Consider the following 26323-nt stretch of genomic DNA (forward strand, 5'->3'; position numbering starts at 1 on the left):
AGCCAAGACGGGTCCTGTCACGAGGTCCGACAAAGACCCAGACGCTATAACGCCGAAGTCAGTAACGGTAGTTCGTTAAATCCGGCGGTGGCGTGGGTTGACGACGGGTCGAGTTGGTCGTAGGCCGGTCATAGGAGCCAACTGCCTTGCCGGAGGCTAAAGATGACTGCCCGCCGTCCGTGTCCGCCTGCGCCGGGGCCGCTGGAGGACTACGCGGCCCAGTTCGACGACCTCTTCTTCAGCCTGGCCCAGCGGCGAGGATTTCGCGAGTATCTGACCGGGCTGCTGGCGCCGCGAGAGCGGAACAAGACGATCACCTGCCTGGCCGGGGCGGAGCCAGTGGCCGGTGCGGGGAAGCCAGGGGTACAGCGGCTGCAGTTCTTCCTGTCCGAGTCGCCCTGGGAGGCCGAACAGATCAACGACCGGAGGCTTGAACTGCTGCGCAAGGAACCGGCGACCGCTCCGCACGACGGCGGGATCATCGTGATCGACGACTCCGGGGACCGCAAGGCCGGCACCGCGACCGCGAATGTGGGCCGGCAGTGGCTGGGCCGGTACGGCAAGACCGACAACGGCATCGTCACGGTGACCACGGTATGGACCGACGGCCGCGTCTACTACCCGCTGCACACGCACCCCTACACCCCTGCCCACCACTTCCCCCGCGGCCGGTCCGACCCGGCCTTCCGCACGAAACCGCAGCTGGCCGCCGCCCTCGCGGCCCGCGGGAAGGAGGCGGGCTTTTCCTGCCGGGCGGTGGTCGCCGACTGCGCCTACTCCGTCAGCGACGACTGGTATCTCGCACTGCGCGAGGCCGGCCTGGCCTACGTGGTCGCGCTCAAGCCGCACCGCGGCACCTGGGCCCCGGCCGACCAGCCGCACACCCCCATCGAGGCCGCGCACGCCCTGACCTGGCGCGATGCCAGACATCCAGGCGACTGGACGCCCGTGGAGCGTCACTTCCGCGACGGGCACACCGAGACTTGGTGGGCCGCCGATGCCCGACTGGGCGGCTACGGTCCCGACTCGCCCTGCCGTCTGGTCGTGGCCACCACCGACCCGGCCGCCCTGCCGGAGAAGGCCACCTGGTATCTGGCCACCAACCTGCCCCACCCCGACGCACCCCACCACGCCGCCGGCCCGCACCCGCCCGCCGACCTCGCCGAGATCGTCCGACTCTACGGACTGCGGCCCTGGATCGAGCAGAGCTACAAGCAGATCAAGGACGAACTCGGCTGGGCCGACTTCCAAGTCCGCTCCGACCGCGCCATCCGCCGCCACCAGACCCTGGTCAACTGCGCCTTCTCCTTCTGCTGGGACCAGTGGTTCACCCCACCCGGACCCCTGGATGCCACCGCGCCGGACCCCTGCCCCGACGAGGGGCCAGAGAGGGGGACCAACCGAACCCCACCCACCCCAACTGCCCTGCTGGCCCAAGGCATTACGTTCGGTCCGCTCCTGGCTCACCCCCGCCATCACCCTCACCCGATGGTGGCAAGCATGGACGGACACGGACCCACCCCCCGACCTCCAGGCCCTAATCGACGCGGTCACCACCGGACACGGTATTGATCTCTATCTCCGGATTTAACGAACTACCGGTAACCGGATGGAACGATGACGACTTCGACCTCATGCACACCTCTCCCGACCACCTGCTGCATGGGCTGCTGAAACGGGATCCGGTGGCCGTCAGGGCCGAGGGCATGGGTGAACTGGCTGTTCACCGGCGTCCCGGAACACCGCTGGCGACGGACCGGTGGGCGGTGGACAACCCTCGGAGCGCCTTCGCGTTCGTGTTGCGCGCCGTGCTCGCCGACGTCGCCGGCTCGCCGGTGACCGACGACCAACTCGTCCCGGTGGGGGGTACCCTGCAGAGGTTTCAGGCCCTGCCGACGGACGCCGTGGACGGGACCACCCTCCACCCGCCCTTCGACGTCCTCGCCGCCGAAAAGGGCTTCCCTCGTGTCGGCGGCCACCTTCAGGTCGCACCCGACCTCATCACCAATGTGGTGGTCGCCCCACGTGAGACCGCCACCGCGTGGCACACCCGCGCCTATGCCGAGGTCTGCCGCACGAGCACCGGGGAACTGCTTACCTCCGGCGCACCGGGTATCGAGGCGGCTCTGCTACGGCACGGTCTGCCCGAGGCCGCCGTCCGGGCCGCTGTCCCCGGCCTCCTCGGGCCGGCCGGCCTGTCGACCTCACCCGAGGTGACCCTGCGCGGCATGGAGGCGGTTGCCGGTCTGCGCCGCCGCTTCACCCCCGACTGGCAGTCCGCCTGCCCGCTCACGTCCCTGATCGGTCCCGGCCAGGGAAGCTGAAGCGCCCCGTCCCGGAGGACGAGATCGTTCCGCTTCAGCGACGAGTCCGCCTACCAGGCCCTCCGCTTCAGCGACGAGTCCGCCTGCCAGGCCCTGGGCCTTGCCCGCACCATCCGAGGAGAACCGAAGTGAAGCTGGCCACCATCCGGATCCACGACGCCACCCGCGCCGTCCGCATCGACGGGGACACGGCGGTGGACCTGGGCGAGAGCGACCTGGTGCACTTCCTCCGCCACGTCGACTGGCCCGCACGGGCCACGGCCGCCGACGGCGAACGGTACGAAGGCCCCCTGGACTACGCCCCGGTGGTTGTCGCGCCGGAGAAGGTCGTCTGTGTCGGCCTCAACTACCGCCACCACATCATGGAGATGGGCCGCGAGCTGCCCCAGCACCCCACGCTGTTCTCCAAGTACGCGCGGGCGCTGGTCGGCGCGTACGACGACGTGATCCTGCCCGCCTCGTCCACGCAAGTGGACTGGGAGGCCGAACTCGCCGTCGTCATCGGGGCGGAAGTCCGGCACGCGGATCCGGAGCAGGCACGCGCCGCGATCGCCGGATACACGGTGCTCAATGACGTCACCGCCCGGGACTGGCAGTTCCGCACGCCGCAATGGCACCAGGGCAAGACCTTCGAGGCCACGACGCCCGTCGGGCCGTGGCTGGTGACCGCCGACGACCCCGCGGTGGCCGCGCGGGGCCTGAGCCTGGCCTGCGAGGTCGACGGCGACACGGTTCAGAAGGCCGACACGGGCGACCTCGTCTTCGATCCGGCCACACTCGTCGCGTACGTGTCCGGGATCGTCACGCTCGCTCCCGGCGACGTGATCGCCACCGGCACCCCGGGCGGGGTCGGGCACGCATGCAACCAGGCCCGCTATCTGTAGGACGATTCGGTACTCGTCACCCGGATCGAAGGGATCGGGGAGTGCCGCAACATCTGTCGTCGGGAACGGCGGTGAGCGGCCGACCGGACGCGATCCCGCAGTGGGTCGCCAGGGGCACGGTCGTCTTCGAGGCCGAGGTACACAGGGCCGCCGGCCCGGGCCCACCAGGCCCTCGTATCTGGATCCGTCGGTGGGCCCCGAGGCCGGCCTGCCCGAACGACGGGGCCGTTACGGGCGGGCGCGAGCGAGCCTGATCGTGCGCGCCACCGGCGCATGTCCGGAATTCGCAAGCGGTCAGGTCCGCCGGGGGCAAGACGACAGCGGCCCCGGCGGGGTTTACTCCGGGAACCCGCGACGAAAGAGGCCCCACATGCCCGACATGCCCGCCGAAGAGTTCTGGAAAAACCTCAAGCCGATCGAGAACTCCTCCCGCCCCGACGCCCTCCCCGAGGTCTACCTGCCCAAGGTGGCCACGGACGACGACCGCTACTACGTGCCGTTCACCGACACGGTCAGCTCCCGCCCGCTGTGGATCAATGTCAAGGACAACAGCTGGGCCGACATCCTGAGGGCCAAGGAAGCCGGGCTGGTCAACCGGCACTACCACCCGCACGAGGTGTTCGCGTACACGATCTCCGGCAAGTGGGGCTACCTGGAGCGGCCCTGGACGGCGACCGCCGGCGACTTCGTCTACGAGGCCCCGGGCGAGGGACACACGCTGGTCGCCTACGACAGCGACGAGCCGATGAAGGCGTTCTTCATCGTCAAGGGCCCGCTCATCTGGCTCGACGAGAACGGCGAGCCCGACGGCTTCTTCGACGTGCACGACTACATCAAGATGTGCCGCGAGCACTACGAACAGGTCGGGCTCGGCGCCGACTACGTCAACTCCCTGTTCCGCTGAGCGCCGTGACGGAGAACATCGTCGCGCCGCACACCAGTCACGAGGCGACCGTATGAAGGCGGCCGTCTGGTACGGGGCCAGGGATGTCCGCGTGGAGGACGTGCCGGTGACGCCGCCCGGGCCCGCAGAGGTGACGATCAAGGTCGCCTACTGCGGGATCTGCGGCAGTGACCTGCACGAGTACACGGACGGGCCGCATGCCATCCCCGTGGGCCAACCGCACCCGGAGTCCGGCGTGGCCGCTCCGATCATTCTGGGGCACGAGTTCTGCGGCACCGTCACCGAGGTGGGTGGCGGTGTCACCGCAGTCGTCCCGGGGGACCGAGTTGCGGTGGAGCCGCATTACCGGTGCGGCAGTTGCCCGCGGTGCCTCGCGGGGGAGTACAACATCTGCCGGCACTTCGGGTTCGCCGGGCTCATGGGTCACGGCGGGCTGGCCGAACACGCCACCGTACCCGCGTACATGCTGCACAGGCTGCCCGAGTCGGTCTCTCTGGAGCAGGCGGCGGTGTTCGAGCCGGCCGCCGTGGCACTGCACGCGGTACGGCGGGCCGGGATCCGCCCCGGTGAGACCGTCGCCGTCCTCGGCCTGGGCCCGATCGGGCTGCTCGTGACCCAGCTGGCGGCCCGATGCGGCGCCGGGCGCATCGTCGTCGCCGACCGGTCCCCGGGCCGCCGTGAGCTGGCGTTGCGCCTGGGAGCCGCCGAGGCCGGCGCGGACCTCACGGACGTGGTCGGCGGCGAGGGAGCGGACATCGTGTTCGAAGCGGTCGGCTCGGAAGGCACGCTGCGCGCCTGCCTGGCCGCCACCCGGCGCGGCGGGCGGGTGATGTTCCTCGGCCTGACCGGCACGGTCTCCCTGGACGCCTTCGCCCTGGTCAACAACGAACAGACGATCATGACGAGCGTGGGATACCGCGACGCCTATCCCGAGCTGGTCCGCCTGGTGGCCGAGGAGGGCGTGGACCTGGCGGGGATCGTCACGTCCACCATTTCCCTGGAGCACGTCGTACGAGACGGGTTCGAGGCGCTGCTGCACGGCGAGGAGCAGGTCAAAGTGCTGGTACGACCCAGGGAGCGGCGTCCGTGAGCGGCGAGTCGGCGAGGCAGCGGGCATCCGCGAGCGGTGAGTCGGCGGTACAGCGGGCGTCCGTGAGCGGCGAGTTCGCGGGGCGGCGGGCGTTCGTGACCGGTGGGACATCGGGGATCGGCGCGGCCACCGCCGTTCTCCTTGCCGAGCTGGGCGCCGACGTGACCGCGCTCGGCCTGCCACCTGCCGACCCGGCCGAACTGCCCGACCACCCCCGCGTCCACGTCGTGGAGCACGACGTGCTGGATCGCCCCGGGCTGGCCGGTCTGCTCTCCGGCAACCAGCCGCTGGACGTCCTGGTGAACTGCGCGGGTGTCAGCCACGACCGCGGGGAGTACGACCTCGTCCGCTGGCAGCGGGTCATCGACATCAACCTCACCGCCACCATGGTCGCCTGCCAGGCCGCCCGCCCGGCCCTGGCCGTGAGCGGCGGCGCCATCGTGAACATCTCGTCCATGTTCTCCTTCTTCGGCAGCAGGGACCGGCCCGCCTACAGCGCGAGCAAGGGCGGCGTGTCCCAGCTCACGAAGTCCCTGGCCGCCGAGTACGCCGCCGACGGCATCCGGGTCAACGCCGTAGCACCCGGCTTCGTGGTCACCCCGCTGGCCCGGGGGGTGCTCGACGATCCCGAGGCCACGGCCCAGGTGCTGGCCCGCGTCCCGGCCGGACGCCTCGGGCAGCCGCACGAGGTCGCCTCGGTGGTGGTGTTCCTGTGCTCGGCGGCGGCCTCGTACGTCAGCGGCGCGGTCGTCCCCGTGGACGGGGGCTACCTGGCCGTGTGACGGTCACCTACGCTGAACCTCCGACACGCACGCGGCACAAGGAGGTCACATGTCAGCCCTCTCCGTGATCTCCCGGGCCACCACCGAGCACATCGAACCCGCCGAGCGCATCCACTACTGGGAGGACTACAACCGCCGGGCGCTGGTGGGCCTGTCCTGCACCTCCTATTCCGAGCAGGGCCTGCTGGCCGGCCAGACCAACATCGAGCTGGGCGCTCTGCGCCTCGCCGAGATCACCGGCAACGCCCACGCCATCGAGCGCAGCCCGCAGACGGTCAGGTCGGCGCCCAAGGACTCGGTGTTCGCGACCCTGCTGCTCAAGGGGGAGGCGGTGTTCCTGCACGAGAACGGCTGCCTCGCGGCCACGGCGGGCGAGCTGTGCGTCTACGACACGCGCAGGCCCTATCTGTTCGGGTTCTCCTCCTCCATGCGGCAGATCCTGGTGGACGTGCCGCGTGACCTGTTCGCGCAGGCGTGCGCGGGAAACGGGTTGCCCGGGCCGATGCTGTTCGGGCGGGGCACCGCGCGGGAGGGCGCGCTCGTGACCGCGCTGAGCTCCCTGCTCGGCAGGGTCGCCGCGTTGCGTGGCGGCCCGGACGACTTCGCCGACGCCGAGGAGAGCGTGCTCGACCTGCTCGGGCAACTCGCCGACGAGCGCACGGGAGGGCGGACGGTGCGCGACGCCTACCGTTCGCAGTTCATCGTGGCGGAGGACTACATGGACCGGCATCTCCACGACCCCGGTCTCGGGGCCGCCCAGGTGGCCGGCGTCATGGGCATCTCGGTACGGCACCTGGGGCGGATCTTCGAATCGACCGGCAGGTCTCCGGCACGGCACATCACGGAACGGCGCCTGGTCGGGGCGCACCGGGAACTCACCGGGCCCGGGGGGCGGGAGACCAGGATCGCCGACGTCGCGCACCGCTGGGGGTTCTCCAGCCAGGCCCACTTCGCCCGACTCTTCCGCTCCAGGTTCGACCTCACCCCGAGCGAGGCCCGCACGGAAGCGACGACGTCGATGCCCCCGAGCAGCACCTCATCGTCTTGACCGCGGAACCCGGCACCCCCTCCCACGACGCCGTGCGCTCCCTCGCCGCCTGGACCGGGATGACCGAGCGGGTCCGGTGACCGCCGTTGCGGACCACCAGCCGACGATCCGCTCGACCCGCTGTTCGGCCAACTCGACTGTGCAGGAGCTGACAGCCGCTTTGTGAGCAAGGGCCGCGTCGGCCCACAGTCTGGGTCCGGTGGAACGCCGTACGGCCGACTCGCTGGTCGACATGGGTGTGTTGGGGCACGGCCCGGTACCCCCCTCGTCCTGGGCAGCTTGATCACTGGGACCGGGCCGCCGGCGCTCGCCGTCAACCACGATTCCATGCACTCCGGCCGCGGCTCCCTTGTTCGGCGCCGTCCGAGGCCGTCCGACGCCGACGGGATCGGCTGACTCCTGACTCCCTCTGCCTCCAACTCCGAGAAAGCTGAGGCTAGTGAGAGATTCCCCGATCTGAAGTTCCCCCGCACTCAGAGAGCCCTCTTTCGCAGACTCGGATCAGCGCTGCCACCGGACGGAGACCCGCGATCCGGGTGGGCGACGAGCGTGCAGGGGACAGCGACGGGCAGGGCCTCAAGACCCCGGGCCGGCCCCGTCGGCGGCCGACCCTGCTCCGCGTGGGGAGACAGCAACTGCCGACCCCAACCCGCGTTGATGCTCATGCTGCAAGGACGCCTCAGCCGTGCCGCCTGACGAACGGCCTACCCCGACCCACACCAGGGGTTGCGTACCGATGGGGTAGCGGGGCTCGTTACGATGCGCTGCGCGTTGCCCCTGAGGCGACGCGGATCCGTTTCCGGAGGGGGATACCTGTGTTCGTGCTGTCCATCCTGCTACTCATAGCGGCAGTCGTGGTTTTTCTGGTCGGTCGTGGCCGTGACGGCGGGGGCTGGAAGCTCGGGGCCGTGCTCAGCGCTGCGGGGGGTGTGCTGGCCGGTGTGTTCGCCTGCGTCCATGTGGTGAGCGCATATGAGGTCGGCGTGCCGGTGACCTTCGGCAAGGTCGGCACGCCGCTGACCTCCGGCATCCAGTTCAAGTCGCCGTTCACCGACGTCACGTCCTTCTCCACCCGGCCGGTGGACCTCAACCTCTACGACAAGGACGTGGTCGAGGTCCGCTCCTCGCAGGGCGGGGTGTTGTACGCGGACGTCACCATCAAGTGGGCGGTGGTGCCGACGAAGGCGGTGGCGCTGTACCGGCTGGCGGGCAGTGAGGAGGCCGTCCAGGAGCGGCTGGTGCTGCCGGACAGCCGCGAGATCATCCGCAATGTTTTCGCGAAGCACACCAGTGAGGAGGGCTACGCCTCCGCCCGCGAGCAGATCGGCTCGCAGATCGAGGACCTCATCAAGGAGCGCCTGGCGCCGCGCGGGATCGATGTCACCGCCGTCAATCTGCGCAATGTGAAGCCGTCGGACACGCTGCAGGATCAGATCGACAAGAAGATCCAGCAGGAGCAGGCCACCGAGCGGTCCGAGGAAGGGCAGCGTACGGCGAAGGCGGAGGCGGAGCGCAAGCGGATCGAGTCCGAGGGCATCGCCGCCGCCAACAAGATCATCGAGAAGTCGCTGAGCGACAAGGTCCTGTACAACCAGTGCCTGGAGGCCTACAAGGAGGCCGCGAAGGCCAACCCGGTGTACGCGGTGCCGTGCGGCACGGACTCGGGCGGCACGCCGGTCATCGTGGACAGCAGCAAGAACTAGCCCCGCGGCCGTACGGCCGACGCCGTTTCGACCTCGTCGGGCCCGGTCGCCGTCGGTGACATCGCGATCCGCACCGCGACCGGACCGGCGCTCGGGCCCGGCATCGGCGTCTCCGGTGCCTGGAGCAGGGCCGCGCTGACGGAACGTCGACGGGCCACAGCCCTGGACCGAGGAGGCACCGGCCGAATGACTCACCAGCCAACTCGGGTGGGCGAGTCGCGAGGCCTCGACTGTGGCATGCGGGGATGAATCATGCGCGCATCGACGTCGAACGCGGTGCTTCTCTTGCGGCCATGCCCAGCCTGCGGCTTGATGACATCGGCTCGGACTGTCCACGACGCCGGGTTGGACGTGTACGTCGTGAGCCCCGGCATTCGAAGGTGATGGGAGGCGAGTTGGCATCGGGGTGCCGGCCTTGTCCACGTGCAGACTGTTTCGCCGGTAGTCGTTCATGGGCCTGGGCCAGTGGTGGGTCGTGCTGGCCTGATCACCCGATTTCGCTGAATATCCAGGGTCAGAGGTGCGCTGGGGCTGTTGCGGGCGCTGCACGAGAGCGGGCGCAGGGTGCCCGAGGACGTCAGCGTGATCGGCTTCGACGACATCCCGGAGGCGAGCTCGTTCCTGCCGCCGCTGACCACCGTGCACCAGGACTTCGCCGAGGTGGGGCGGCTGTGCGCGGAGGGCGTACTGCGACAGATGTGGCAGGACGCGACGGAACACGGGACGACGCTGGTGCCGACACGGCTGGTCGTGCGGAAGAGTGCGGCGCCGCCGCGGTCGCGGTGAGGCGGTGTGGGCGAGCCCGTTGCCGGGCTTCGCAACAGATCAGCTCCGCTAGGAGCGCGAAACGAGACGGGAGCTCCTGGAAGGACGCAGGCTCAGCGGCGGGGCCGAAGACGGTCGTGCTGTCCCGGCCCCGCCGTGGTTGCTCACCTCACCTCACCTCACCTCACCTCGCTGCGGGGGCGGGGGCGGGGGTGCTGCCGGTGGGCTATGTGCCTGTCACCCCGGCTGCGGTCACCGGACCGGGTTCCAGCCGTCGGTGCCGGCCAGGTACTTCTGGGCGGTGTAGTCAGCGGCCTCGGTGGCGGTCAGCTTCGGCGCGTTCGCACCGACGCCGGCTCCGTAGCTGGAGTTGTTGTACTCCTTGAGGCGGGCCCACTCCCAGGGGTAGTCGGGCATCATGTCGACCCAGGGGTTCAGGCTGTCGACGTGGGGCCACACCATGGTGTTACGGACCACTGCCTGGGGCCAGGCATCCGGCGTGTTGTGCCACGGACGGCCGAGGTGCATCGTCCTCGGTGACGCGTCCGTGGTGATCACCTCACTGTCGGTGATGAGGATCCCGTACTTCTTCCTGTAGTCGGTGCTCGGCGCCAGCAGCGTGCCGCCGGGCCACTTGATCATCTGGAGTTTGGACCGGTCGATCACCGCGGTGGCGTTACCGAAGACGAAGTCCACCGTGCCCCTGATGTAGCAGTTGACGAAGTACTGCCGGGCCTGGGTGGTGGGCGTCTCCCCCTTGACGTACAGGGTGTCCTGACGGCCGTAGATATTGACGTTGCTGTATGTCTGCCGGTCACCCATGGCGGCGATCGCGACGGCCTGGGTCTCGTACGGGTCGATCTCCGGGTGGGCCGCGGAGTCGAACGTGTTGCTGATCGTGAGATTCTCGACAGTCAGGTTGGGCGGCCTGAAGGTGGCCACGGCGCTGCCCTGGGTGCCGTACTTCGCGCCGGTCGCAGGGTTGAGCATCCCGTGAGCCCTGGTGTTGTAGATGACGACATCCGCGGCGCCGCCGACGCCCTGGATCGTCAGCCAGGACTTGCTCGCCGGGACGCTGATGACCTCGTGGTAGACGCCCTTGCTGATGGTGATGGTGTTGGTGCCCCCGTCGGGAACGGCGTCGATCGCGGCCTGCACGGTCCAGTAGTCGCCGTCGCCGTCGAGCGAGACGTGCAGCAGGGAGCCCGCGGCAAGACGCCTGCCCTGGGACTGAACGCCCGAGTGGTGGGCCAACATGAGATAGTTCGCGGCCATCGCCACGCCCACGATGACGATGCCGGCGATCTCGACAGGAGCCAGCAAGGCGGCGCTGCCTGCCGCCACCGCCGTCAAGACCGCCTTGCTGAGCGTACCCCAACCGTTCTGGAACGCCATGTGTGTCTGGGTGACGAAGAACGTCTGGCCGTTGCGGAACGCGGTCGCGGTCTCTCTCGCTTGCTGCCGCAACCGAGCGCCTTCGGCGAGTGCCACGATTATCTGAAGGATTGCCGGCGCGACGACACTGACCGCAAGGTCGGTAGCGTCGTTGAGGATTCGCACGGCGTTGCTGAGGCTGGAGGGATTGATGCCCATGCCAAGGCGGTTGGCGCCCTGATTCAGCAGGTCGTTGTAATTCTCCAGCCCGTCGTACCGCGTGCTCGTGGTCGCGACAGTGGACCCCGGCAGCGGAGCATAGGTTGTTGTCGCCGTGTTGCGATACAGGTTGTAGAAGGTGCCCCAGGCAATAGTATTGAGAGCGGTCACCCTGCCAGCCCGCCATCCCAGGACGTAGGTGTCCGACCGGCGAATGAACACCCGGACGACATACGGCATGGCCTCGGCGAACAGGTCGACGGCGATGTACTGGAGGACCCCGAGCGGGTCGGTGACGTCGATCGGGGGGCCGGGGGGGGGCCGTGGAGGTGCCCGCGGCGGGGATCCTGCCGGAGCTGACCGCCGCCCTGATGGCGTTGACCATCGCGGCGTAGCCGCGCATGGCGCCGTCCGCGGCGGTGCCGGGTTCACTGGTGATGTGCCAGCTGACGGCCGCGCCGTCCGTGGCGCTCGCGCTGGGGGCGGCGGCAACCAGCAGGCCCAGGCCGCCGCCGGCCGTTACGCCGGCGGCCGTCAGAGCGGCGAGAAATGACCTCCGGGAATATCCACCCTGCGTCTCGTTCGTCACGTGAGTTCCTTTTCGTGATGAGCAACCCATCGATGTGGACTGCGGCGTGCGGCGGTTACCGATCTTGACGGCGACTTTCATGCGGCACGAGCCGCTCACGGATTGCGGGCGGGCCTGGCCTGCTGTCGCTTCCGGGCGCGGTGTGCGACGGGGCGCGGAACTGACCCACATCGTCGGCGGCCCGGAAGGGCGCGCCCTGTGGTGCGTCAACCGAAAGCCTCGGCGAGGGTCCGCGCCGAGGCCATGGGTACTTGTACGGGGTCCGGGCCCCGTCCCGGGCCCGGGTATATCTACGGGGTTGTCCTACGGGGTGGGTGCCTGGTTGGCTGTCCACCAGGACGCGATCCGGGCGCGGGAACCGAAGCCGAGCTTGGCCAGGATGTTCTCGACGTGGCCGTGGACCGTGCGGGGGGAGCGTCCCAGCGCGGAGGCGATCTGCTGGTTGCTCATGCCCTTGGCCACCAGCGCGGCCACTTCCTGCTCCCGGGGGGTCAGCGGGTTCGGGGCGGGGGTCGTGACGGTCGGCTCGGATTCGGTGCGCAGGGCGTAGGCGATGGCCTCGTCGGGGCGGCGGCGCCCACCCTCCGCCAAGAGCTTCTCGTAAGCCGCCGGGCCCAGGGCCCGCACGATGTCTGCCTCGCACTGGGCGTGCCGGTCGACCATGTGCGGTCCGAATCCGGAGACGTCGGTGTCGGTGACCCGCCAAAGGACACGTGCGGCACCCAGCAGCTGCCCCGCCCGCTTGTGGCGGCCGTCGTCGGCGGTGATCCAGGCAAACTTCTCCAGCATCAGCGCGACCCTGACGTAGTCGTTGAAGCCCTGCGCGTTCTCCAGTGCGGTCCGCATCAGAGCCAAGGCCTCCTCGCGGTCGCCGCGCCTCCAGGTGTCGTAGCCGAGCACACTCTGCGCATGCGCGCGCACCAACAGCTCGTCATGCGCCTCGGCGAGGGCGACCGCCTGCCTGCAGGTCTCCGTAGCGCGCGGATCCCCGAGGTGGGTCTGCGCGGTGGCCATCAGGATCAACGCGTAGACCGCCCCGATTTCCTCGCCCGTCCCCATATGGACGGCCGCTGCTACCTCCAACAAGGACACGGCCTCCTCCAGCCGGCCGCCGTACAACGCCAACGCGCCACGCAGGCTCTGGACGTAGGCGCACACCACCCGGTAGTCCAGCCGCTCGCCCAGCTCCGCGGCCTCGTCCAGCCACCGGTTCGCCCTGGCGTGATCGCGCTGCAGCACCGCCACCAAGGCGGCGACCCACAGCGCCCTGGCCCGGGCCGGGGTGGGCTCGGGTGCGGCGGCGAGCGCCCGGTCGAGCCAGCGGCGTCCCTCACCGAGGAATCCGCCCTCGCACCAGTGGAAGCGCAGCGCGGCGGCCAGCGCCAGGGTGGCCTGCGGGTCGCCGCCCTGGACCAGCGCCGCGCGCAGATTGGCATGCTCGGCATGCAGCCGGGTCAGGTTCTCCTGCCGGACGGGGACGTACCAGACGTCGGCGATGCGCTCGGCGAGGGCCAGATAGAAATCGTGGTGCCGTCGCAGCGTCTGCTGCTCCTGGCCGGACTCGGCGAGCCGCTCACGTCCGTACTCGCGGATGGTCTCCAGCAGCCGGTAGCGCGGCAGGCCCTCGCGTTCGGTAGGCACGACGATCGACTGGACGACCAGCCGGTCGAGGAGATCGAGTACCTGGTCCCGGCCGATGCCGTCGCCCCCGCAGACGGCCTCGGCCGCGTCCAGGCCGAAGTCGCCGGCGAAGACCGACAGCCGGTTCCACAGCAGCCGCTCGGCGGGGGTGCACAGCTCGTGGCTCCAGTCGATCAACCCGCGTAGCGTCCGCTGGCGCGGCCGGGCGACCCGGCTGCCGCTCGCGAGCAGCCCGAAGCGGTCCTCCAGCCGGTTCACCGCCTCGTTGACGGTCAGGCTCCGCAACCGGGACGCGGCCAGCTCGATCGCCAGCGGCAACCAGTCCAGGCCATCGCACAACCGGAGGAGCTGGCCGCGGTTACCGCCGGTTACCTGGAACTCCGGGCGCACGGCGGAGGCCCGGTCCCGCAGCAGTTCCACCGCGTCATCCGGCTCCAGCGGAGGGATCGCGAAGACGTGCTCGCCGTAGATTCCCAGCGCCCGGCGGCTCGTCGCCAGAACGCGCAGCCCAAAGGACGCTGACAGCAGCGCATGTGCCAGCTCGGCGCAGGCGTCGACGAGGTGCTCGCAGTTGTCCAGAACGATCAGCGGACCGCGGCGCGCCAGGAAGGTGGCGAGCTGATCGATGACCGGTCGGGTGCCCAGGTCCGGCACCCCCAGCGCGGACGCCACGGCGTTCGCCACCAACGACGGGTCCCATACCGGCGCCAGATCCACCAGCCACACCCCGTCGGCGAAATCCGTCGCCGACGCGGCGGCCACCTCCAGCGCCAGCCGTGTCTTGCCCGCCCCGCCCATACCGGTGAGCGTAAGCAGCCGCGTGGTCCCCAGACGGCGGCGCACTTCGGCGAGGTCGCGGCGCCTGCCCACAAACGTGGTCAGGGCGGCGGGCAGATTCCCCGCCTCCGATATCTGGATGGTCAAGTTTCCTCTTGCCTTCTACGGCTCGTACTCGTCCCGCAACATCAAGGACGCCTGCCGGCGGTGGCAGCACGCTTCGTCGCGGGCAGTCGGGACGCAGTCCCGTCCCCGTGCCCCATCCCTGCAACCGGCACAAGATGTCATCAGTGACGACTGCGGTGTGCGGTGGTCACAAGGCGGAACGGCCATATTCGCATCTATGCCGCTGAAGCAGTATCCAGTGGGCATAGGCCCCAGGGGTGGACTTGTGGTTCAGGTCTCACGCCTATGTGGCAGTAGCCGGTCTCGTAGGGATGGTGGGACGTGTCGGCGCTCGGGCCCCTCCAGGTCGCCCTGGCGCACCTCAACGCCCCGCACGACACCGACTACTCCCTCGTGATGGCCGGGGCGCTGATGAGCGCCGTCCCGCTGATCATCGTGTTCCTGTTCGGGGCACGGCACTTCCTGAGGGATCTCGCGGCGGGGGCGACGAAGGTGTGACAGGACCGCGCACGCCTTGCCCGCGCTCCGAGCCGGGCGCACGCTGGCCCTATGGCTGCGCACGACGGCTCCATGCTGATCACCTCCGTCCAGCGGGCCTTCCGCCTGCTGGAGGCGGTGAGCGCGCACGAGAACGGGGCGCTGGCCAAGCAGCTGGCACGCGAGACGGAGCTGCCCCTGGCCACCGCCCACCACCTGCTGCGGACCCTGGTCCACGACGGCTACCTGCGGAAACTGGACGACGGCGGATTCGTCCTGGGGGACAAGCTGGGGTCGTTGCAGGTCGTTGCAGGTCGTTGCAGGTCGTTGCAGGTCGCGGGAGGCGGGCAGGCGCTGCTCAGCCGTGTCCGTCCCACGCCGGCCGCGCTGCGGGACGAACTGGCGACCGCCGCCTACCTCACCTTCTACGAGGAGGGCGAGATCAGGGTCGACGGCAAGGGCGTGGTCATAAGACCCGAAGCCCCGCGCGAGGACACCGCGAAGTCCGCGGCCGCCAAGGGCGGCAACGCGATGGCATGCGGTCGGTGAGGGCCTGACCGCGCTGAGCGCCGGGCTGTGCGTGAGGTGCTCCGGCCGGAGGCTGGGGTGAGCCTCGCATGTGCTGACATCCAGGGCGACCGGCTTCCGTCGGCGGCCCTGACGATGACGGGTGTCGAAGCGCCGCCCCGCTGACCGACTACGCACACCGGACGGCCAGAACACAACGGCCTGCGCCCTGCTGCGCGCCGCAGCCTGGAAGCGCGCCGGCACCGAGGCCGCCAGCGAGCAAGCATCCCGACGGGCTGCCCCAGCGCGAAGGCAGGGCGGCCCGGCCCACCATCACCGTGTGCCGGGATTATTGCTGCGGCAAGGGGTGCAACCATCGGGCCGGCTCGGCCGTCTCCCCTGATGTCGGACATTCGCACACTTGGGGGCACGAAATGACAGGAAAAAGGACAGTCTGGGTGACCGCGGTCCTGGTGACCGCCACGCTGGGCGCCGTCGTGGTGCCGACCGTGGCCACAGCGGCAGCCGCCCCGCAGGCGGCGGCCGCCTGCCCGACCGGCTGGGGGAGCCTCGGCAAGGTGGACTGGTCCAGCACGTCGGGCGAGTACATCACGAATGCCAGGACCGGTCGCCACGACTGCTATGACCGGTTCGTCGTCGACGTTCCGGGCGCGTCCGCCGACCAGATCGGGTACACCGTGCACTACGTCGACCAGCTGATCCAGGACCCGACCGGCGACCCCATCCCGGTCCGCGGCGGCGCCATCCTGGAGGTAATCGTCAGGGCGCCCGCCTACGACTCCGGCGCCCCCACGTACCCCGGCCAGGCGGGACAGCCTCTGCCGGGATTGAACCTCACCGGGTACCGCACCTTCCGGGACGCAAAGTTCGCCAGCTCTTTCGAGGGCCAGTCGCAGTTCGGACTCGGGGTCCGCGCCCGGCTGCCCTTCCGGGTGCTGCAGTTGGACGGGCGTCTCGTGGTGGACGTGGCCCACACCTGGTGAGCCACCACCGCCGGCCAACGCCGTTACGTCTGACAGGTGGGCCTGACCGACAGGCCTTGCGTACGCGGCAACGTCACCCGCAGCCCGTCCTCGTCCCGGACCGCCGCACGAGCGGCCCGGGACGGTGCACAACGCCTTCCGCACAGACTCCGACCCCCGCCAAGTGGCCCACCGGCAACTGCAGTCGCGGGGAAGAACGCCTCCTCCGGCGGCGCTGCCGCGGACGTCGCAGGCAGTACGGCCGGGGTGCCGGCCGCCCCCTGCCCGCCTGAAGTGCGGCGAGCCCTGGCACGAGATCAGCGTCGACGCCTTGGGGCCGTCGGCGCGGGCGCTACCTGACACTGCCCATCCGGCGAACCGCTCCCCGGCCGGACAAGCCACCTGCGACGCAGGCGCCCGGCTGCCGCAACAGACCCAAGGCGTGCGCCCTTCGGCGGTACGGCCGACCCCGCCGGCCTTCCCCATCCTGGCCACAGCCGTCACCGCGGGCCCGCTTGCCGCCCTGACGCCCGCCGTGTCAGCTCAGGCCGCCAATGCAGCTCGGCGCTCAAGGTCTGCAGGGTGCGCTACGGCACCGACCATGTCACCCACAAGGAACTGGGCAGCATGATCCGCCGCTACATCATTTGGTGAAACCGCCATGCGGGCGACCGGCGAACCGCGCCATTGCGTACATGGATTTCGATTTCTGAAATGAGGAAATCGCGACCGCGGAATTACTGATTGTTGGGCCGAAGCGCGACAGTTGCCACAAGAGCAGGTCGTCTGTCACCAAAATCTGCAGCTGAGCTCCGGCAGCGCCTGGCCCGGTGCCCCGCCAACCGGATGGGTCTTCTGGGTCAACGCGGCACGGCATCAGGCCCCGGGCTTGATGAGCCCGCATGCTGATGGCCTGCCAACCAGGAGAGAGGCCGTGGTCGATCCCAGTCCCGAGGGAACCCGGATGCCGGCATCCACCGGCTCGGGCCGTGACACCGCCGGTCAGCCGGGGGTCATCGGCATCGGACTCGCTGCGGTGCTGACGTTCTCTCTCGCGCAGGGCTCGTGGGAGTGGTTCTCCGCGTACATCGGGGTGACGCTTCTTGCGGTGATCTTCTCCTTTTCCCGACCGCCGGTGCGGATGCCTGGCATGCGGTCTGCGTACCTGTGGAATCTGGCGGCGTATTCGCTGGTCGTGGGCCTGTGCGTAGCGATCGCACTGGCCCCCGCGCTACAGCGCTGGTCGTGGTTCTTCCCGATGCCAGGAGCCCGTGAAGGGTGCCCTGAGCTGGGGAAGTACGAGGGCATCCGAACACAGGCCGCGCTGGCGAACCTGGTTGGCCGCGACAATGCCGCCTTGGCCTATGCGCGGGACGTCCAAAGCCATGCCGCCGTCGCCGACTGTCTGGCGGCGACTACGACCCGGTGGCTGCCGGTATACGGGGGCGCGGCAGCCGTAGCGGCAGGTCTGGCCGTGTGGCTTCTTGACCGCGCTCGGGTGAGGAAGCAGGCGGCCACGGCCGACCGGCCTCCTCCTGGTCAAAGCTGAGCGGGCGCGCCAACGCGACAGGCTGGCCAAGAAGTAGTTGCCGGTGGATTCTCAACCTGAGTCGGTTCGTGGCTCAGCGCTGCGGTGATGTCGGTCGACGGAATATCGCCGTCCAGTGCCGAGCGGTCAGCGCTTCAGCAGCCGTCAGCCACGCCACGCCCAACCAGGGGTAGGCCGTAGCGCCAGCACGGACGTCCATGTCAACTCGGCTTTGGCGGCATCCGGGGGCGTTCCGACGGCGACCTGGACGGGCCACGCCAGGATCATCGCGGCGACCAGTCCGCTGACGGCGGCCTCGTGCGGCAGCCTGGCTGCGAGTTCCACGCGCTGGTCGCCCCTGAGCTGGCGTCCGAAGGCGGCCAGCACGGCGCGCGAGGCCTTCTGCGGCCCGTGCGCGGGTGGGGTACGCCTCTTCGTAGCGCACTCTTTCCAGTATCAGTATCTGCTCGAGCGTCATGCCCGTGGTGTGCCGGCACGGCTCTTGCAGGGAAGACATCGGGGACGCGGTTTTCTTTCTCATCTGAGGTGGGTCGTGAAGCGTTGGCCGTGGGCTCACCCGCCGGCCACCGGTGCCGCTCGGTCAGGGAAGTGGGGCGCCGGCCTGGACGTGCACCCGCCGGTCTGTTCGAGCAGTGGACGCGTTGGTCGCGATGGCGGTCACGTGGATCTCGCGGCCGGCGCTGGGTGACCCGGCTCAGGTCGATTCGGCTGTCGGCCGGGGGAGAGCGGACGCCGAAGCGGTCGGCCTCGATGTACCCGGCGTTCCTGGTGTCTTCCCGGGGTGAAGTAGACCAGCCGCAGGGCCGATCATCGCCGTGCCAACCTGACGGTCATGACGGTCGCGCTCGTCCAGGTCGAGGTCGGCCATGCCTCATCGGTCTGCGCGCAGCGGCCGTACACCGCTGAGGCGGCAGCGAAGCAAGCGGTGGGGGATGCCCGCGACGCAAGCAGGATCGCGGGCGCCTCCCGGCCGCACATCGCACGTGTCCCGGCTCTGTGCCCTCAGCCGAGCCGGATGATCCCCCGCTCCAGCGCCGCGGTGACAGCGGCCGTGCGGTCGGCGACGCCGAGCTTGGCGTAGATGTGCAGCAGGTGGGTCTTGACCGTGGCCTCCGACAGACGTAGGGCGCGGCCGATCTGTTTGTTGCTCTGCCCTCGGGCGACCGCGGAGAGGACCTCGACCTCACGGCCGGAGAGGCTGGCTCCCCTGTCGCCGCGCATGTGGGCGAGTACCTTGGCGGCCACGGAGGGGGACAGAGCTGCCTCTCCGCGTGCCGCGGTGCGGATGGCCGTGCAGAGCTCTTCTCGTCCGGTGTCCTTGAGCAGGTAGCCGGCCGCGCCGGCGTCGATGGCGGCGGTGATGTCGGCGTTGGTGTCGTAGGTGGTCAGGACGAGCACCCGCACGTCGGGGTGCGCGGTGCGGATGGCGGCGGTGGCGGCGGCGCCGTTGATGCCGGGCATCTGCAGGTCCATGATGACGACGTCCGGCGTGAGTACGGCGGTCTGTTGCAGGGCTTCGGCGCCCGTGGCGGCCTCGCCGATCACTGTGAAGTCCGGCTGGGTGGCGAGGAGGGCGGTCAGCCCGTCGCGTACGACGGGGTGGTCGTCGACGACCAGGATGCGGATCCGGGGCGTGGTCATGGCACCATCACCGCTCGTGTGGTGCGGGTGGTGTCGTTCGGCGCACCGCACGTGGAGGTGTCTGCTGAGATGTCCGTGGAGTCGTTGGTGGCTTCACCGGTCGGTGACGCGGCCGGGAGCGGCATGGTGACGGTGACGGTCGTCCCCTCACCGGGGGTGCTCTCCACCGCGAACGCCCCGCCCACGGAGGCGACACGTTCCCGCATCGTGGTCATCCCGACGCCCGGATGCCGAGTCGCCGGTGTGAAGCCGGTGCCGTCGTCCTGTATGTCGATGGCCAGTACGTCATCGAGGTAGGAGAGCGTCACGGACACGCTCGCCGCTTGGGCGTGCCGTCGTGCGTTGGTCAGTGCTTCCTGCACCACCCGCAGCAGTTCGCCCTCGGTGCCGGCGGGCAGGGCAGCGGGTTGGCCGGTGACCGTCGCAAAAGCCTCGATGCCGGTCTCCTCAGCCAGCCGACGGGTGAGCTCGCGGACAGCGTCTGTCAGAGGTGTGCCGTCCAGCGGTGCCGGGCGCAGCGCGTGTACGAGGCGACGGCTTTCGGCGAGGTTGTCCCTGGCGGTGCGCATGGCCTGTTCGACGCGGCGGGCCGCAGGGGCACCGGGCGCGAGTTCGTCCCGTACGGAGTCCAGCAGCATGGCGATCGACGCGAAGCCCTGCGTCAGGGTGTGTGGACCTCGCGGGCCAGGCGCTGGCGTTCGGCCAGGACGCCGGCCGAACGCTCTGCGGCCGCTCGTTCGGCCTGGGTGGCGGTGAGCTCGTCCAGGAGCCGCTGGCGTTTGTGACCCTCTCGCTCGAGAGTGGCGATGTAGCCGACGATGGTGACCGCAGCCGCCATGCCAAGAGCGCACCCCAGGAACTCCCGCACGTCGACGTGGCCGTCGGTCGCGAAGCGCTGCCCCAACCAGACCGCTCCCACCACCAGCACCGCTGCGGCCGACCACCCGGCCCGCCGCAGGCAGTACGGCGCCAGTACCGCCAGCCCCACCGGAAGCAGCGCGGGGTCCACCGCGGCCATGACCGCCCACCCGACTGCCGCCCCGATGAGGTAGGTCAGCGGCGGACCATCGGCCCCGCCGCGCAGCACGTTCCAGTACGTGTACCAAGCGATGAATCCCACTGCCAGTCCGACCTGCGGCAGCGCAGCGCCGGTTGTCATGTCCGATCCTGCCAGAGCACCCAGCACGGACAGGGCGAGCACGGTGAGGAAGAAGGCATGTTGCAAGGCGGCCTGCCACCGCTCCCGAGCTTGCTGCTGCGCCATGGCCACCAGCGTAGGCGCACTACGCGGTCGCCCGGATCGGGCAATCGGTGCGGTCGGGATCAACCGGATGGCTGGCGGGAGATGCACCGACCGGTTGATGCGCAGCACTGAGGCGGGGCGTGAGGATCGGCCGGTGACCGACACGACGGAACCATCCGCGTGGAACCGTGCCCGCCCGGTGACCGCACTGCGCAGCGAGCGTGCCATGCAACGCACGCACCCCGAGCCGTGCTGTGCCACACACCACAACCCGTGAGGAATGACCAGTGAGTCTGGCCTTCATCCCCAGCCCGTCAACCAGTGAGCTCCATCTGGGCCCGCTGCCGCTGCGCGGCTACTCCTTGCTGATCATCCTCGGCATCGCGGCAGCGATCTGGCTGGGGACCCGTCGCTGGGTGTCACGGGGCGGCGAGAAGTCCACTGTGTCGGACATCGCGCTGTGGGCGGTCCCGCTCGGCATCGTCGGTGCCCGCCTCTACCACGTGGTCACCACCAGCGAGCCGTACTTCGGCGACGGAGGCGACCCGGTCAGGGCCCTGTACATCTGGGAGGGAGGTATCAGTATCTGGGGGGCCGTTGCCGGTGGGGCCGTCGGTGCCTGGATCGGCTGCCGCCGCAACGGCGTCGCCCTGTCCACGTTCGCCGATGCCGTCGCCCCCGGCATCGCGCTGGGCCAGGCCATCGGCCGGTGGGGCAACTGGTTCAACCAGGAGCTGTACGGCAGGGCAACGACTCTGCCCTGGGGCCTGGAGATCGACGCGGAGCACCGTCCCGAGGGCATGCAGGACTTGGCCACCTACCATCCGACGTTCCTGTACGAGTCCTTGTGGAACCTCGGCGTGGTTGCCCTGGTCATCTGGGCCGACCGCCGTTTCCGCCTCGACCGCGGCCGCGCGTTCGCGCTGTACGCCGCCGCCTACACCGCCGGCCGCTTCTGGATCGAATACCTGCGGGTGGACGAGAGCCACGAAGTCCTCGGTCTTCGCCTGAACGACTGGACGTCGCTCCTGGTCTTCGCGGCCGCCGTCACCTTCCTCGCGGTCATGAGAAGGCGTCCCGCTGCGGACCGTTCCGCCGCCGCCGACCCCGGCGCGCTGTCTGGGCGAGAAGCGGTCGACAGCGGGTGAACCGGAAGCTGACTGCCGGGTTGGGGGTGCCACAGGCCGGACGCCCCCACGTCCGGTCCCCAGCGGGCGCCGGTGATGTCGAGGCGGTCGGCCCGGTCGGCGATCAGGCGGCGGCAGGCGCCTTCGACACACCGACGGCCTACACAACAGCGCAACAGGCAGCAACGACCCCAGCACTGCCCACTGTTCATCTGAGCAATCACCTCGCCCTACATCGAGATCATCACGGCATGGGGCGAGTCACCCCCCAGCGTGGAAGGCATGGCAGGATCGCGGCCATGTCCCTCAGCGTTCCCCGCCTCCGGATCGGCTCGACCGAGATCATCGCCCTCGCCGACGGCGAGGGCCCGTTCTTCTCCCCGCGCGCCGAGGCTTTCCCCGAGGCCACCGCTGCCCAGTGGGCCGACGCCGACCGCTACGACCCGGGCGCGGTCGATGCCGAGGGCCGCTGGCGGCTCCAGTTCCGCGCGTACGCGATCCGCGGCGACAAGGGCCTCACCGTCGTGGACGCCGGGATCGGTCCGGCGGACAGTCCGGCCGCCTCGTGGGCGCCCGTGCCCGGCGCGCTCCCCGAGTCGCTCGCCGCCGCGGGCATCGACCCGGCCGAAGTCGACACAGTGGTGCTCACACATCTGCACACCGACCACGTCGGGTGGGCGGTCGTGACCGAGGCGGCCGTCCCATCAGCGGGCGGCGCGATGGACGGCAACGCTTCGACCGGCGGCGCGACCAGCGGCCGCCGCCCATACTTCCCGAACGCCGAATACCTGCTCCAGCGGGCCGAGTTCGACGCCCTCGACGCGCTCAACCCGCAGCTTCGTGAGACCCTCACCGACCCGCTCGCGGCCGCCGGTCGGCTCCGGCTCCTCGACGGGGACACGCCGCTGCGCGCCGGGCGCGCCGTCGCCACGCCCGGTCATACGCCCGGACATCAGAGCGTGTTGGTCGCCGACGGGCGCGAGCTGGCGCTCGTCACCGGCGACCTCCTGGTGCACGCGCTCCAGCTGCTCCACCCCGAGCTCGCCTACGCACACGAGGTAGACCCTGAGGCGGCCAGGCACTCAAGGGAGCGCATGCTCGGCCGCGAGACCGCCACCACGCTGCACCTGGCGACGCCGCATTTGACGGAGCCCTTCCTCTTGGCGTGATTCGCGGCCGTTCGGCGCGGGTCAGGCCGCGAGGGCATGGAAGATCTTGACGTCCTTGACCTTGTCGGCGACGTTGCGCCGACCCCCGATCTCGCGGAACGCCTGGAGGAGGACGGGCAGGACGCGATGCTCAGCTTCGAAGTTCAGCCCAACGGCCGATTGGAGCTGGACGTCGAACGGCTCGGGCGCTCGGCGAGAGCGAGTCGCTGAAGTGGCTGCGCAACACAACCTCGAAGAATGCTCCCGAAGTTCGATCTGCTGCCGGACCGGCTGTGCGATGAGGAAGCAGCGTTCCCCACGCCGCTGCCGCTTGACGAGTGAGCAACGTGAGATGTCTGCCGCAAGGTGGCGTGTACAGCCGAATAACTACAAGCGGGACTTTCTCAGTTGTTGAGCAGCCGCCAGGTGGTGAGCGCGAGCCCGGCTCGTATCAAGCCAGTGGGCTCGGTGAGTTCGATGTTCAGGGTCTTACCGATCCGTTCGAGTCGGCGGGCAACGCTGTTGTGGTGCAGGTGGTGCAGGTGGTGCAGGTGGTGCAGGTCGGCGGTCCGGCGCAGGGCGCCGGTGGCGCAGTAGGCGTCCAGCGTCTCCAGATTCAGCTCCTGCGGGCTGCCGGCGCTGCGGGCGATCGCGGCCACGCCGGTGTTGTCGCGCGCGTTGCCTTGGGGAACCTGCGCGAGCAGTGCCAACGCACCGAGTTCGACGTAGGGGACTGTCGGGCGGTGCGGGGTGGTGAAGCGGAGAGCTGTCCGGGCTTGCTGCCAGGACAGTTCAGGGCTTTCGGCCGCGCCGATGCCCGCGCGTACGCCTGCCGGAAACCGGGTCTGGTCCACGGTGGTCGCCAGGATGACGCCCACGTCGGCGAGCGGTGCTGCCTTGACTGTGCGAGCCGGGCAGATCCGGGTGCCGATCTGGGCGAGTGACGGTCGCGGAGCCTGTGAGTCCGAGCCTGGGGCGCGTCTGACGCCGCCCAGGCCGACCAGCACCCTCCCCACCATCGGTGAGACCACCGCCAGAAGACCCATCGCCGACAGACACCGGAAGCTCGTCTGCCGCGCTGCGAACCCGACATCGCCGTCCGTATTCGCCATTTCACCGTACCCGGGCCCTGCGGATGGCCGGATGGCACGGTCCGCGTCGACGCGCCCGCCGAGCGAGACGGTCTGCTGCCCGGTCGCGCTGAACATTCGCGGCGGCGGGTTTACCTTGGGCAGCATCGAGCAGTTGACGCCGCCGCCTGTCGGCGAGCGAACCGGGTGTCGACCCCGACCGCCTCGGCCTCGTCGGAGAAACCGGGGGAGGCGGCCTCGCCGCCGCGGGGCCCTCGGAGCAAGGGACCGCGGTGGACCCGCGCTCCGCTGTCAATACCTGGGGGCCGCCGATCCCGACGACCGCCTCCAGACACCGCCAAAGCGCCCCGACGACGACGTGCCGCTGCGGAACCGCCAGGCACCACAGATCAGTTGGGACGGCTACCTCGGCGCGGGCACCGGGGCACCGCCCATGTCCCCCTTCGCCTCGCCTCGCCCGTACGCGCGGAGAACCTGTCCGTGCGCCGAGGCCTCGGCGTATACAGCGGCTCACGCACTCGGCCCCGGACCGCTGGGCCCGTCACGACACAGGGATCCGCGTGCAGGCCGACGAGGGCATCGCGCGCCTGTCGCCGGCTGCCTTCGCCAGGGTTTGTGCGCGGGCTCTGCCCGGCCGAGGTCGCCCAGCGGGCAGGGAAACGGCGCGGAGGTTCTCTTGTCTCCGTGCGGTGTCTCCCTGCCCGGCGCAGCGCAGGGCTCAGTATTGCTCGGTCTCCACGAAACCGGCGTCCGCGTCGTCGTCCGCACCGAGTGCGGCGGCGGTCGGGTCGAATCCGGGCGGGCTGTCCTTGAGGCCCAGGCCCATGCCGGCCAGCTTCGCCTTGACCTCGTCGATCGACTTCGCACCGAAGTTGCGAATGTCCAGGAGGTCGGCCTCGGAGCGGGCGACGAGCTCACCCACGGAGTGGACGCCCTCGCGCTTGAGACAGTTGTACGACCGAACGGTGAGGTCGAGGTCCTCGATCGGCAGGACCAGGTCGGCGGCGAGGGCGGCGTCCGTCGGGGACGGGCCCATGTCGATGCCCTCGGCGTCGATGTTCAGCTCACGGGCGAGACCGAACAGCTCGACCAGGGTCTTACCGGCGGAGGCCATGGCGTCACGGGGACGCATGGACTGCTTGGTCTCGACGTCGACGATCAGCTTGTCGAAGTCGGTGCGCTGCTCGACACGGGTCGCCTCGACCTTGTACGTGACCTTGAGAACCGGCGAGTAGATGGAGTCGACCGGGATACGGCCGATCTCCTGCCCGACCTGCTTGTTCTGCACGGCGGAGACGTAACCGCGGCCACGCTCGACCGTCAGCTCCATCTCCAGCTTGCCCTTGCCGTTGAGCGTGGCGAGGACGAGGTCGGGGTTGTGCACCTCGACACCGGCCGGGGGCGCGATGTCGGCGGCGGTGACCAGACCCGGGCCCTGCTTGCGCAGGTACATCACAACGGGCTCGTCGTGCTCCGAGGAGGCGACCAGCTGCTTGATGTTGAGGATCAGGTCGGTGACGTCCTCCTTGACGCCCGGCACGGTGGTGAATTCGTGCAGGACACCGTCGACGCGGATGGACGTGACCGCCGCACCCGGGATCGAGGAGAGGAGCGTGCGGCGCAGGGAGTTGCCGAGGGTGTAGCCGAAGCCCGGCTCCAGTGGCTCGATCACGAACCGGGAGCGGAACTCGTCGACGACCTCTTCGGTCAGGGACGGACGCTGAGCAATCAGCACGAGGTGTTGCCTCCAGGGGTTTGGCGCCCGCTATGTGACGCCGTAGACACCATGAAGGGTACGGGGGCTACGGCTGCGAGTCCGACAAGTATCACGTGGAGTACTCCATCAGCCGCAGTGAGGACGACGGTACCCGAGATCGGCAGGGGGTCGGCGGTCCGCAGGGCCGCAGCGTGTAGCGCGCCAGGACCCGCGACGGCGCCGTGCATGTCACCAGGGGTGCCGTTCGGCACAGCCACCTGGGTGCGTCCACTCGTGGCGGGTGGTTCGGGAAGTCGTGCGGGAGGTTTTTCCACGGGATTCCCGTGCGGTTGACGTAGAGGAGCGTGTCGAAGATGTCGCGCAGTTCGACCAGCACCGGCGGGGCCGGAGGGGTCGGCCGGTGGGTCTGCGGTCGAGTTGGGCTTCCTCCACGCGGATAAGGTCGGTTCGATCAACGCCCATCGGGCGTCGGACAGGTCGCTGGGGTACGGCTTGCGCTGGCTCCCGAAAGGGCTTCCGACACGAACGGCGCCGCTGACAACTTTACTTGACCAATAGCACGTTTCTGTGACGTCCATGGACCAGATGGAATCTGGGTGCGATACGCGGAGTAA

General features: G+C 69.7%; 21 protein-coding genes and 5 pseudogenes. 17 read left to right on the forward strand and 9 right to left on the reverse strand.

Features of this window, described 5'->3' with window-relative positions; all coding sequences use genetic code 11:
* Window positions 1-162: 162 nt before the first annotated feature.
* The 9 genes and pseudogenes from OG622_RS48135 to OG622_RS48175 all read left to right on the forward strand — a co-directional run.
* On the forward strand, window positions 163-1572 hold the full coding sequence (locus OG622_RS48135) for an IS701 family transposase (RefSeq protein WP_371572538.1): 1410 nt from the start codon (window positions 163-165) through the stop codon (window positions 1570-1572).
* A 62-nt stretch (window positions 1573-1634) separates the two neighbouring features.
* Entirely contained in the window at window positions 1635-2324 is a 690-nt protein-coding gene (locus OG622_RS48140; protein ID WP_371583633.1) for a hypothetical protein, read from the forward strand.
* A gap of 128 nt (window positions 2325-2452) precedes the next feature.
* Window positions 2453-3208, forward strand: coding sequence for a fumarylacetoacetate hydrolase family protein (locus tag OG622_RS48145; protein WP_371583635.1), 756 nt, complete (start codon window positions 2453-2455; stop codon window positions 3206-3208).
* Between the two features lie 370 nt (window positions 3209-3578).
* On the forward strand, window positions 3579-4112 hold the full coding sequence (locus tag OG622_RS48150; protein WP_371583636.1) for a 2,4'-dihydroxyacetophenone dioxygenase family protein: 534 nt from the start codon (window positions 3579-3581) through the stop codon (window positions 4110-4112).
* Between the two features lie 52 nt (window positions 4113-4164).
* On the forward strand, window positions 4165-5202 hold the full coding sequence (locus tag OG622_RS48155; protein WP_371583638.1) for a 2,3-butanediol dehydrogenase: 1038 nt from the start codon (window positions 4165-4167) through the stop codon (window positions 5200-5202).
* Complete coding sequence (locus tag OG622_RS48160; RefSeq protein ID WP_371583640.1) at window positions 5199-5984, forward strand: SDR family NAD(P)-dependent oxidoreductase; 786 nt, start codon at window positions 5199-5201, stop codon at window positions 5982-5984. The genes OG622_RS48155 and OG622_RS48160 overlap by 4 nt, the downstream gene beginning before the upstream one ends.
* A gap of 49 nt (window positions 5985-6033) precedes the next feature.
* On the forward strand, window positions 6034-7032 hold the full coding sequence (locus OG622_RS48165; protein ID WP_371583642.1) for a helix-turn-helix domain-containing protein: 999 nt from the start codon (window positions 6034-6036) through the stop codon (window positions 7030-7032).
* Window positions 7033-7940: 908 nt separating this feature from the next.
* Window positions 7941-8735, forward strand: a complete 795-nt coding sequence (locus OG622_RS48170; protein ID WP_371583644.1) for a prohibitin family protein — start codon at window positions 7941-7943, stop codon at window positions 8733-8735.
* A 522-nt stretch (window positions 8736-9257) separates the two neighbouring features.
* A pseudogene (locus OG622_RS48175) lies at window positions 9258-9521 on the forward strand (substrate-binding domain-containing protein); the annotation flags it as partial.
* Between the two features lie 231 nt (window positions 9522-9752).
* On the opposite strand, the gene OG622_RS48180 reads toward OG622_RS48175, so the two are convergent.
* A complete protein-coding gene (locus OG622_RS48180; RefSeq protein ID WP_371583646.1) occupies window positions 9753-11525 on the reverse strand; it encodes a pectinesterase family protein in 1773 nt (590 codons plus the stop codon).
* A gap of 460 nt (window positions 11526-11985) precedes the next feature.
* Entirely contained in the window at window positions 11986-14247 is a 2262-nt protein-coding gene (locus OG622_RS48185; protein WP_371583648.1) for a LuxR C-terminal-related transcriptional regulator, read from the reverse strand.
* A 300-nt stretch (window positions 14248-14547) separates the two neighbouring features.
* On the opposite strand from OG622_RS48185, the gene OG622_RS48190 reads away from it, so the two are divergent.
* The 5 genes and pseudogenes from OG622_RS48190 to OG622_RS48210 all read left to right on the forward strand — a co-directional run bounded on the left by OG622_RS48190 (window position 14548) and on the right by OG622_RS48210 (window position 17742).
* Window positions 14548-14724, forward strand: a complete 177-nt coding sequence (locus OG622_RS48190) for a hypothetical protein (RefSeq protein ID WP_371583650.1) — start codon at window positions 14548-14550, stop codon at window positions 14722-14724.
* A 51-nt stretch (window positions 14725-14775) separates the two neighbouring features.
* Window positions 14776-15198, forward strand: a pseudogene (locus OG622_RS48195) (helix-turn-helix domain-containing protein); the annotation flags it as partial.
* A gap of 446 nt (window positions 15199-15644) precedes the next feature.
* Window positions 15645-16214: a hypothetical protein gene (locus OG622_RS48200; protein WP_371583652.1), complete on the forward strand. Its 570-nt coding sequence runs from the start codon at window positions 15645-15647 to the stop codon at window positions 16212-16214.
* Window positions 16215-16784: 570 nt separating this feature from the next.
* Window positions 16785-16847, forward strand: a pseudogene (locus tag OG622_RS48205) (transposase); the annotation flags it as partial.
* 280 nt (window positions 16848-17127) lie between these two features.
* Window positions 17128-17742 (forward strand): hypothetical protein, encoded by a 615-nt coding sequence (locus tag OG622_RS48210; RefSeq protein WP_371583653.1) that lies wholly within the window; start codon window positions 17128-17130, stop codon window positions 17740-17742.
* 285 nt (window positions 17743-18027) lie between these two features.
* Here the strand turns inward: OG622_RS48210 and OG622_RS48215 are convergent.
* From OG622_RS48215 to OG622_RS48230, 4 genes and pseudogenes are all read right to left on the reverse strand, one after another.
* A pseudogene (locus OG622_RS48215) lies at window positions 18028-18238 on the reverse strand (DUF2267 domain-containing protein); the annotation flags it as partial.
* 506 nt (window positions 18239-18744) lie between these two features.
* Window positions 18745-19383, reverse strand: coding sequence for a response regulator (locus OG622_RS48220; protein WP_371583655.1), 639 nt, complete (start codon window positions 19381-19383; stop codon window positions 18745-18747).
* Window positions 19380-20021, reverse strand: a complete 642-nt coding sequence (locus OG622_RS48225) for a sensor histidine kinase (protein WP_371583657.1) — start codon at window positions 20019-20021, stop codon at window positions 19380-19382. The genes OG622_RS48220 and OG622_RS48225 overlap by 4 nt, the downstream gene beginning before the upstream one ends.
* A gap of 23 nt (window positions 20022-20044) precedes the next feature.
* Window positions 20045-20647, reverse strand: a complete 603-nt coding sequence (locus tag OG622_RS48230) for a hypothetical protein (RefSeq protein WP_371583659.1) — start codon at window positions 20645-20647, stop codon at window positions 20045-20047.
* Window positions 20648-20913: 266 nt separating this feature from the next.
* On the opposite strand from OG622_RS48230, the gene lgt reads away from it, so the two are divergent.
* The 3 genes from lgt (at window position 20914) to OG622_RS48245 (ending at window position 23132) form a co-directional block, all read left to right on the forward strand.
* On the forward strand, window positions 20914-21774 hold the full coding sequence (gene lgt, locus OG622_RS48235; protein ID WP_371583661.1) for a prolipoprotein diacylglyceryl transferase: 861 nt from the start codon (window positions 20914-20916) through the stop codon (window positions 21772-21774).
* Window positions 21775-22052: 278 nt separating this feature from the next.
* Window positions 22053-22922 carry an MBL fold metallo-hydrolase gene (locus OG622_RS48240; protein ID WP_371583663.1) on the forward strand — a complete coding sequence of 290 codons (870 nt, stop codon included), beginning with the start codon at window positions 22053-22055 and terminating at the stop codon, window positions 22920-22922.
* Window positions 22923-22958: 36 nt separating this feature from the next.
* A complete protein-coding gene (locus OG622_RS48245) occupies window positions 22959-23132 on the forward strand; it encodes a hypothetical protein (protein WP_371583665.1) in 174 nt (57 codons plus the stop codon).
* Window positions 23133-23305: 173 nt separating this feature from the next.
* Here OG622_RS48245 and OG622_RS48250 read toward each other — a convergent pair whose 3' ends face one another.
* The 3 genes and pseudogenes from OG622_RS48250 to OG622_RS48260 form a co-directional block, all read right to left on the reverse strand.
* A complete protein-coding gene (locus OG622_RS48250; protein WP_371583667.1) occupies window positions 23306-24013 on the reverse strand; it encodes a hypothetical protein in 708 nt (235 codons plus the stop codon).
* A 697-nt stretch (window positions 24014-24710) separates the two neighbouring features.
* Complete coding sequence (locus tag OG622_RS48255) at window positions 24711-25727, reverse strand: DNA-directed RNA polymerase subunit alpha (protein WP_371583669.1); 1017 nt, start codon at window positions 25725-25727, stop codon at window positions 24711-24713.
* Between the two features lie 262 nt (window positions 25728-25989).
* Window positions 25990-26185, reverse strand: a pseudogene (locus OG622_RS48260) (transposase); the annotation flags it as partial.
* Window positions 26186-26323 lie beyond the last annotated feature (138 nt).

The organism is Streptomyces sp. NBC_01314 (assembly GCF_041435215.1).
Taxonomy (GTDB): Bacteria; Actinomycetota; Actinomycetes; order Streptomycetales; family Streptomycetaceae; genus Streptomyces.

Coding starts and splice junctions, on each gene's coding strand:
- OG622_RS48245 (WP_371583665.1), top strand. CDS start 22,959: ATGGAAGATCTTGACGTCCTTGACCTTGTCGGCGACGTTGCGCCGACC.
- OG622_RS48165 (WP_371583642.1), top strand. CDS start 6,034: ATGTCAGCCCTCTCCGTGATCTCCCGGGCCACCACCGAGCACATCGAA.
- OG622_RS48240 (WP_371583663.1), top strand. CDS start 22,053: ATGTCCCTCAGCGTTCCCCGCCTCCGGATCGGCTCGACCGAGATCATC.
- OG622_RS48150 (WP_371583636.1), top strand. CDS start 3,579: ATGCCCGACATGCCCGCCGAAGAGTTCTGGAAAAACCTCAAGCCGATC.
- OG622_RS48135 (WP_371572538.1), top strand. CDS start 163: ATGACTGCCCGCCGTCCGTGTCCGCCTGCGCCGGGGCCGCTGGAGGAC.
- OG622_RS48230 (WP_371583659.1), bottom strand. CDS start 20,647: ATGGCGCAGCAGCAAGCTCGGGAGCGGTGGCAGGCCGCCTTGCAACAT.
- OG622_RS48250 (WP_371583667.1), bottom strand. CDS start 24,013: ATGGCGAATACGGACGGCGATGTCGGGTTCGCAGCGCGGCAGACGAGC.
- OG622_RS48220 (WP_371583655.1), bottom strand. CDS start 19,383: ATGACCACGCCCCGGATCCGCATCCTGGTCGTCGACGACCACCCCGTC.
- OG622_RS48155 (WP_371583638.1), top strand. CDS start 4,165: ATGAAGGCGGCCGTCTGGTACGGGGCCAGGGATGTCCGCGTGGAGGAC.
- OG622_RS48140 (WP_371583633.1), top strand. CDS start 1,635: ATGCACACCTCTCCCGACCACCTGCTGCATGGGCTGCTGAAACGGGAT.
- OG622_RS48225 (WP_371583657.1), bottom strand. CDS start 20,021: ATGCTGCTGGACTCCGTACGGGACGAACTCGCGCCCGGTGCCCCTGCG.
- OG622_RS48200 (WP_371583652.1), top strand. CDS start 15,645: ATGACAGGAAAAAGGACAGTCTGGGTGACCGCGGTCCTGGTGACCGCC.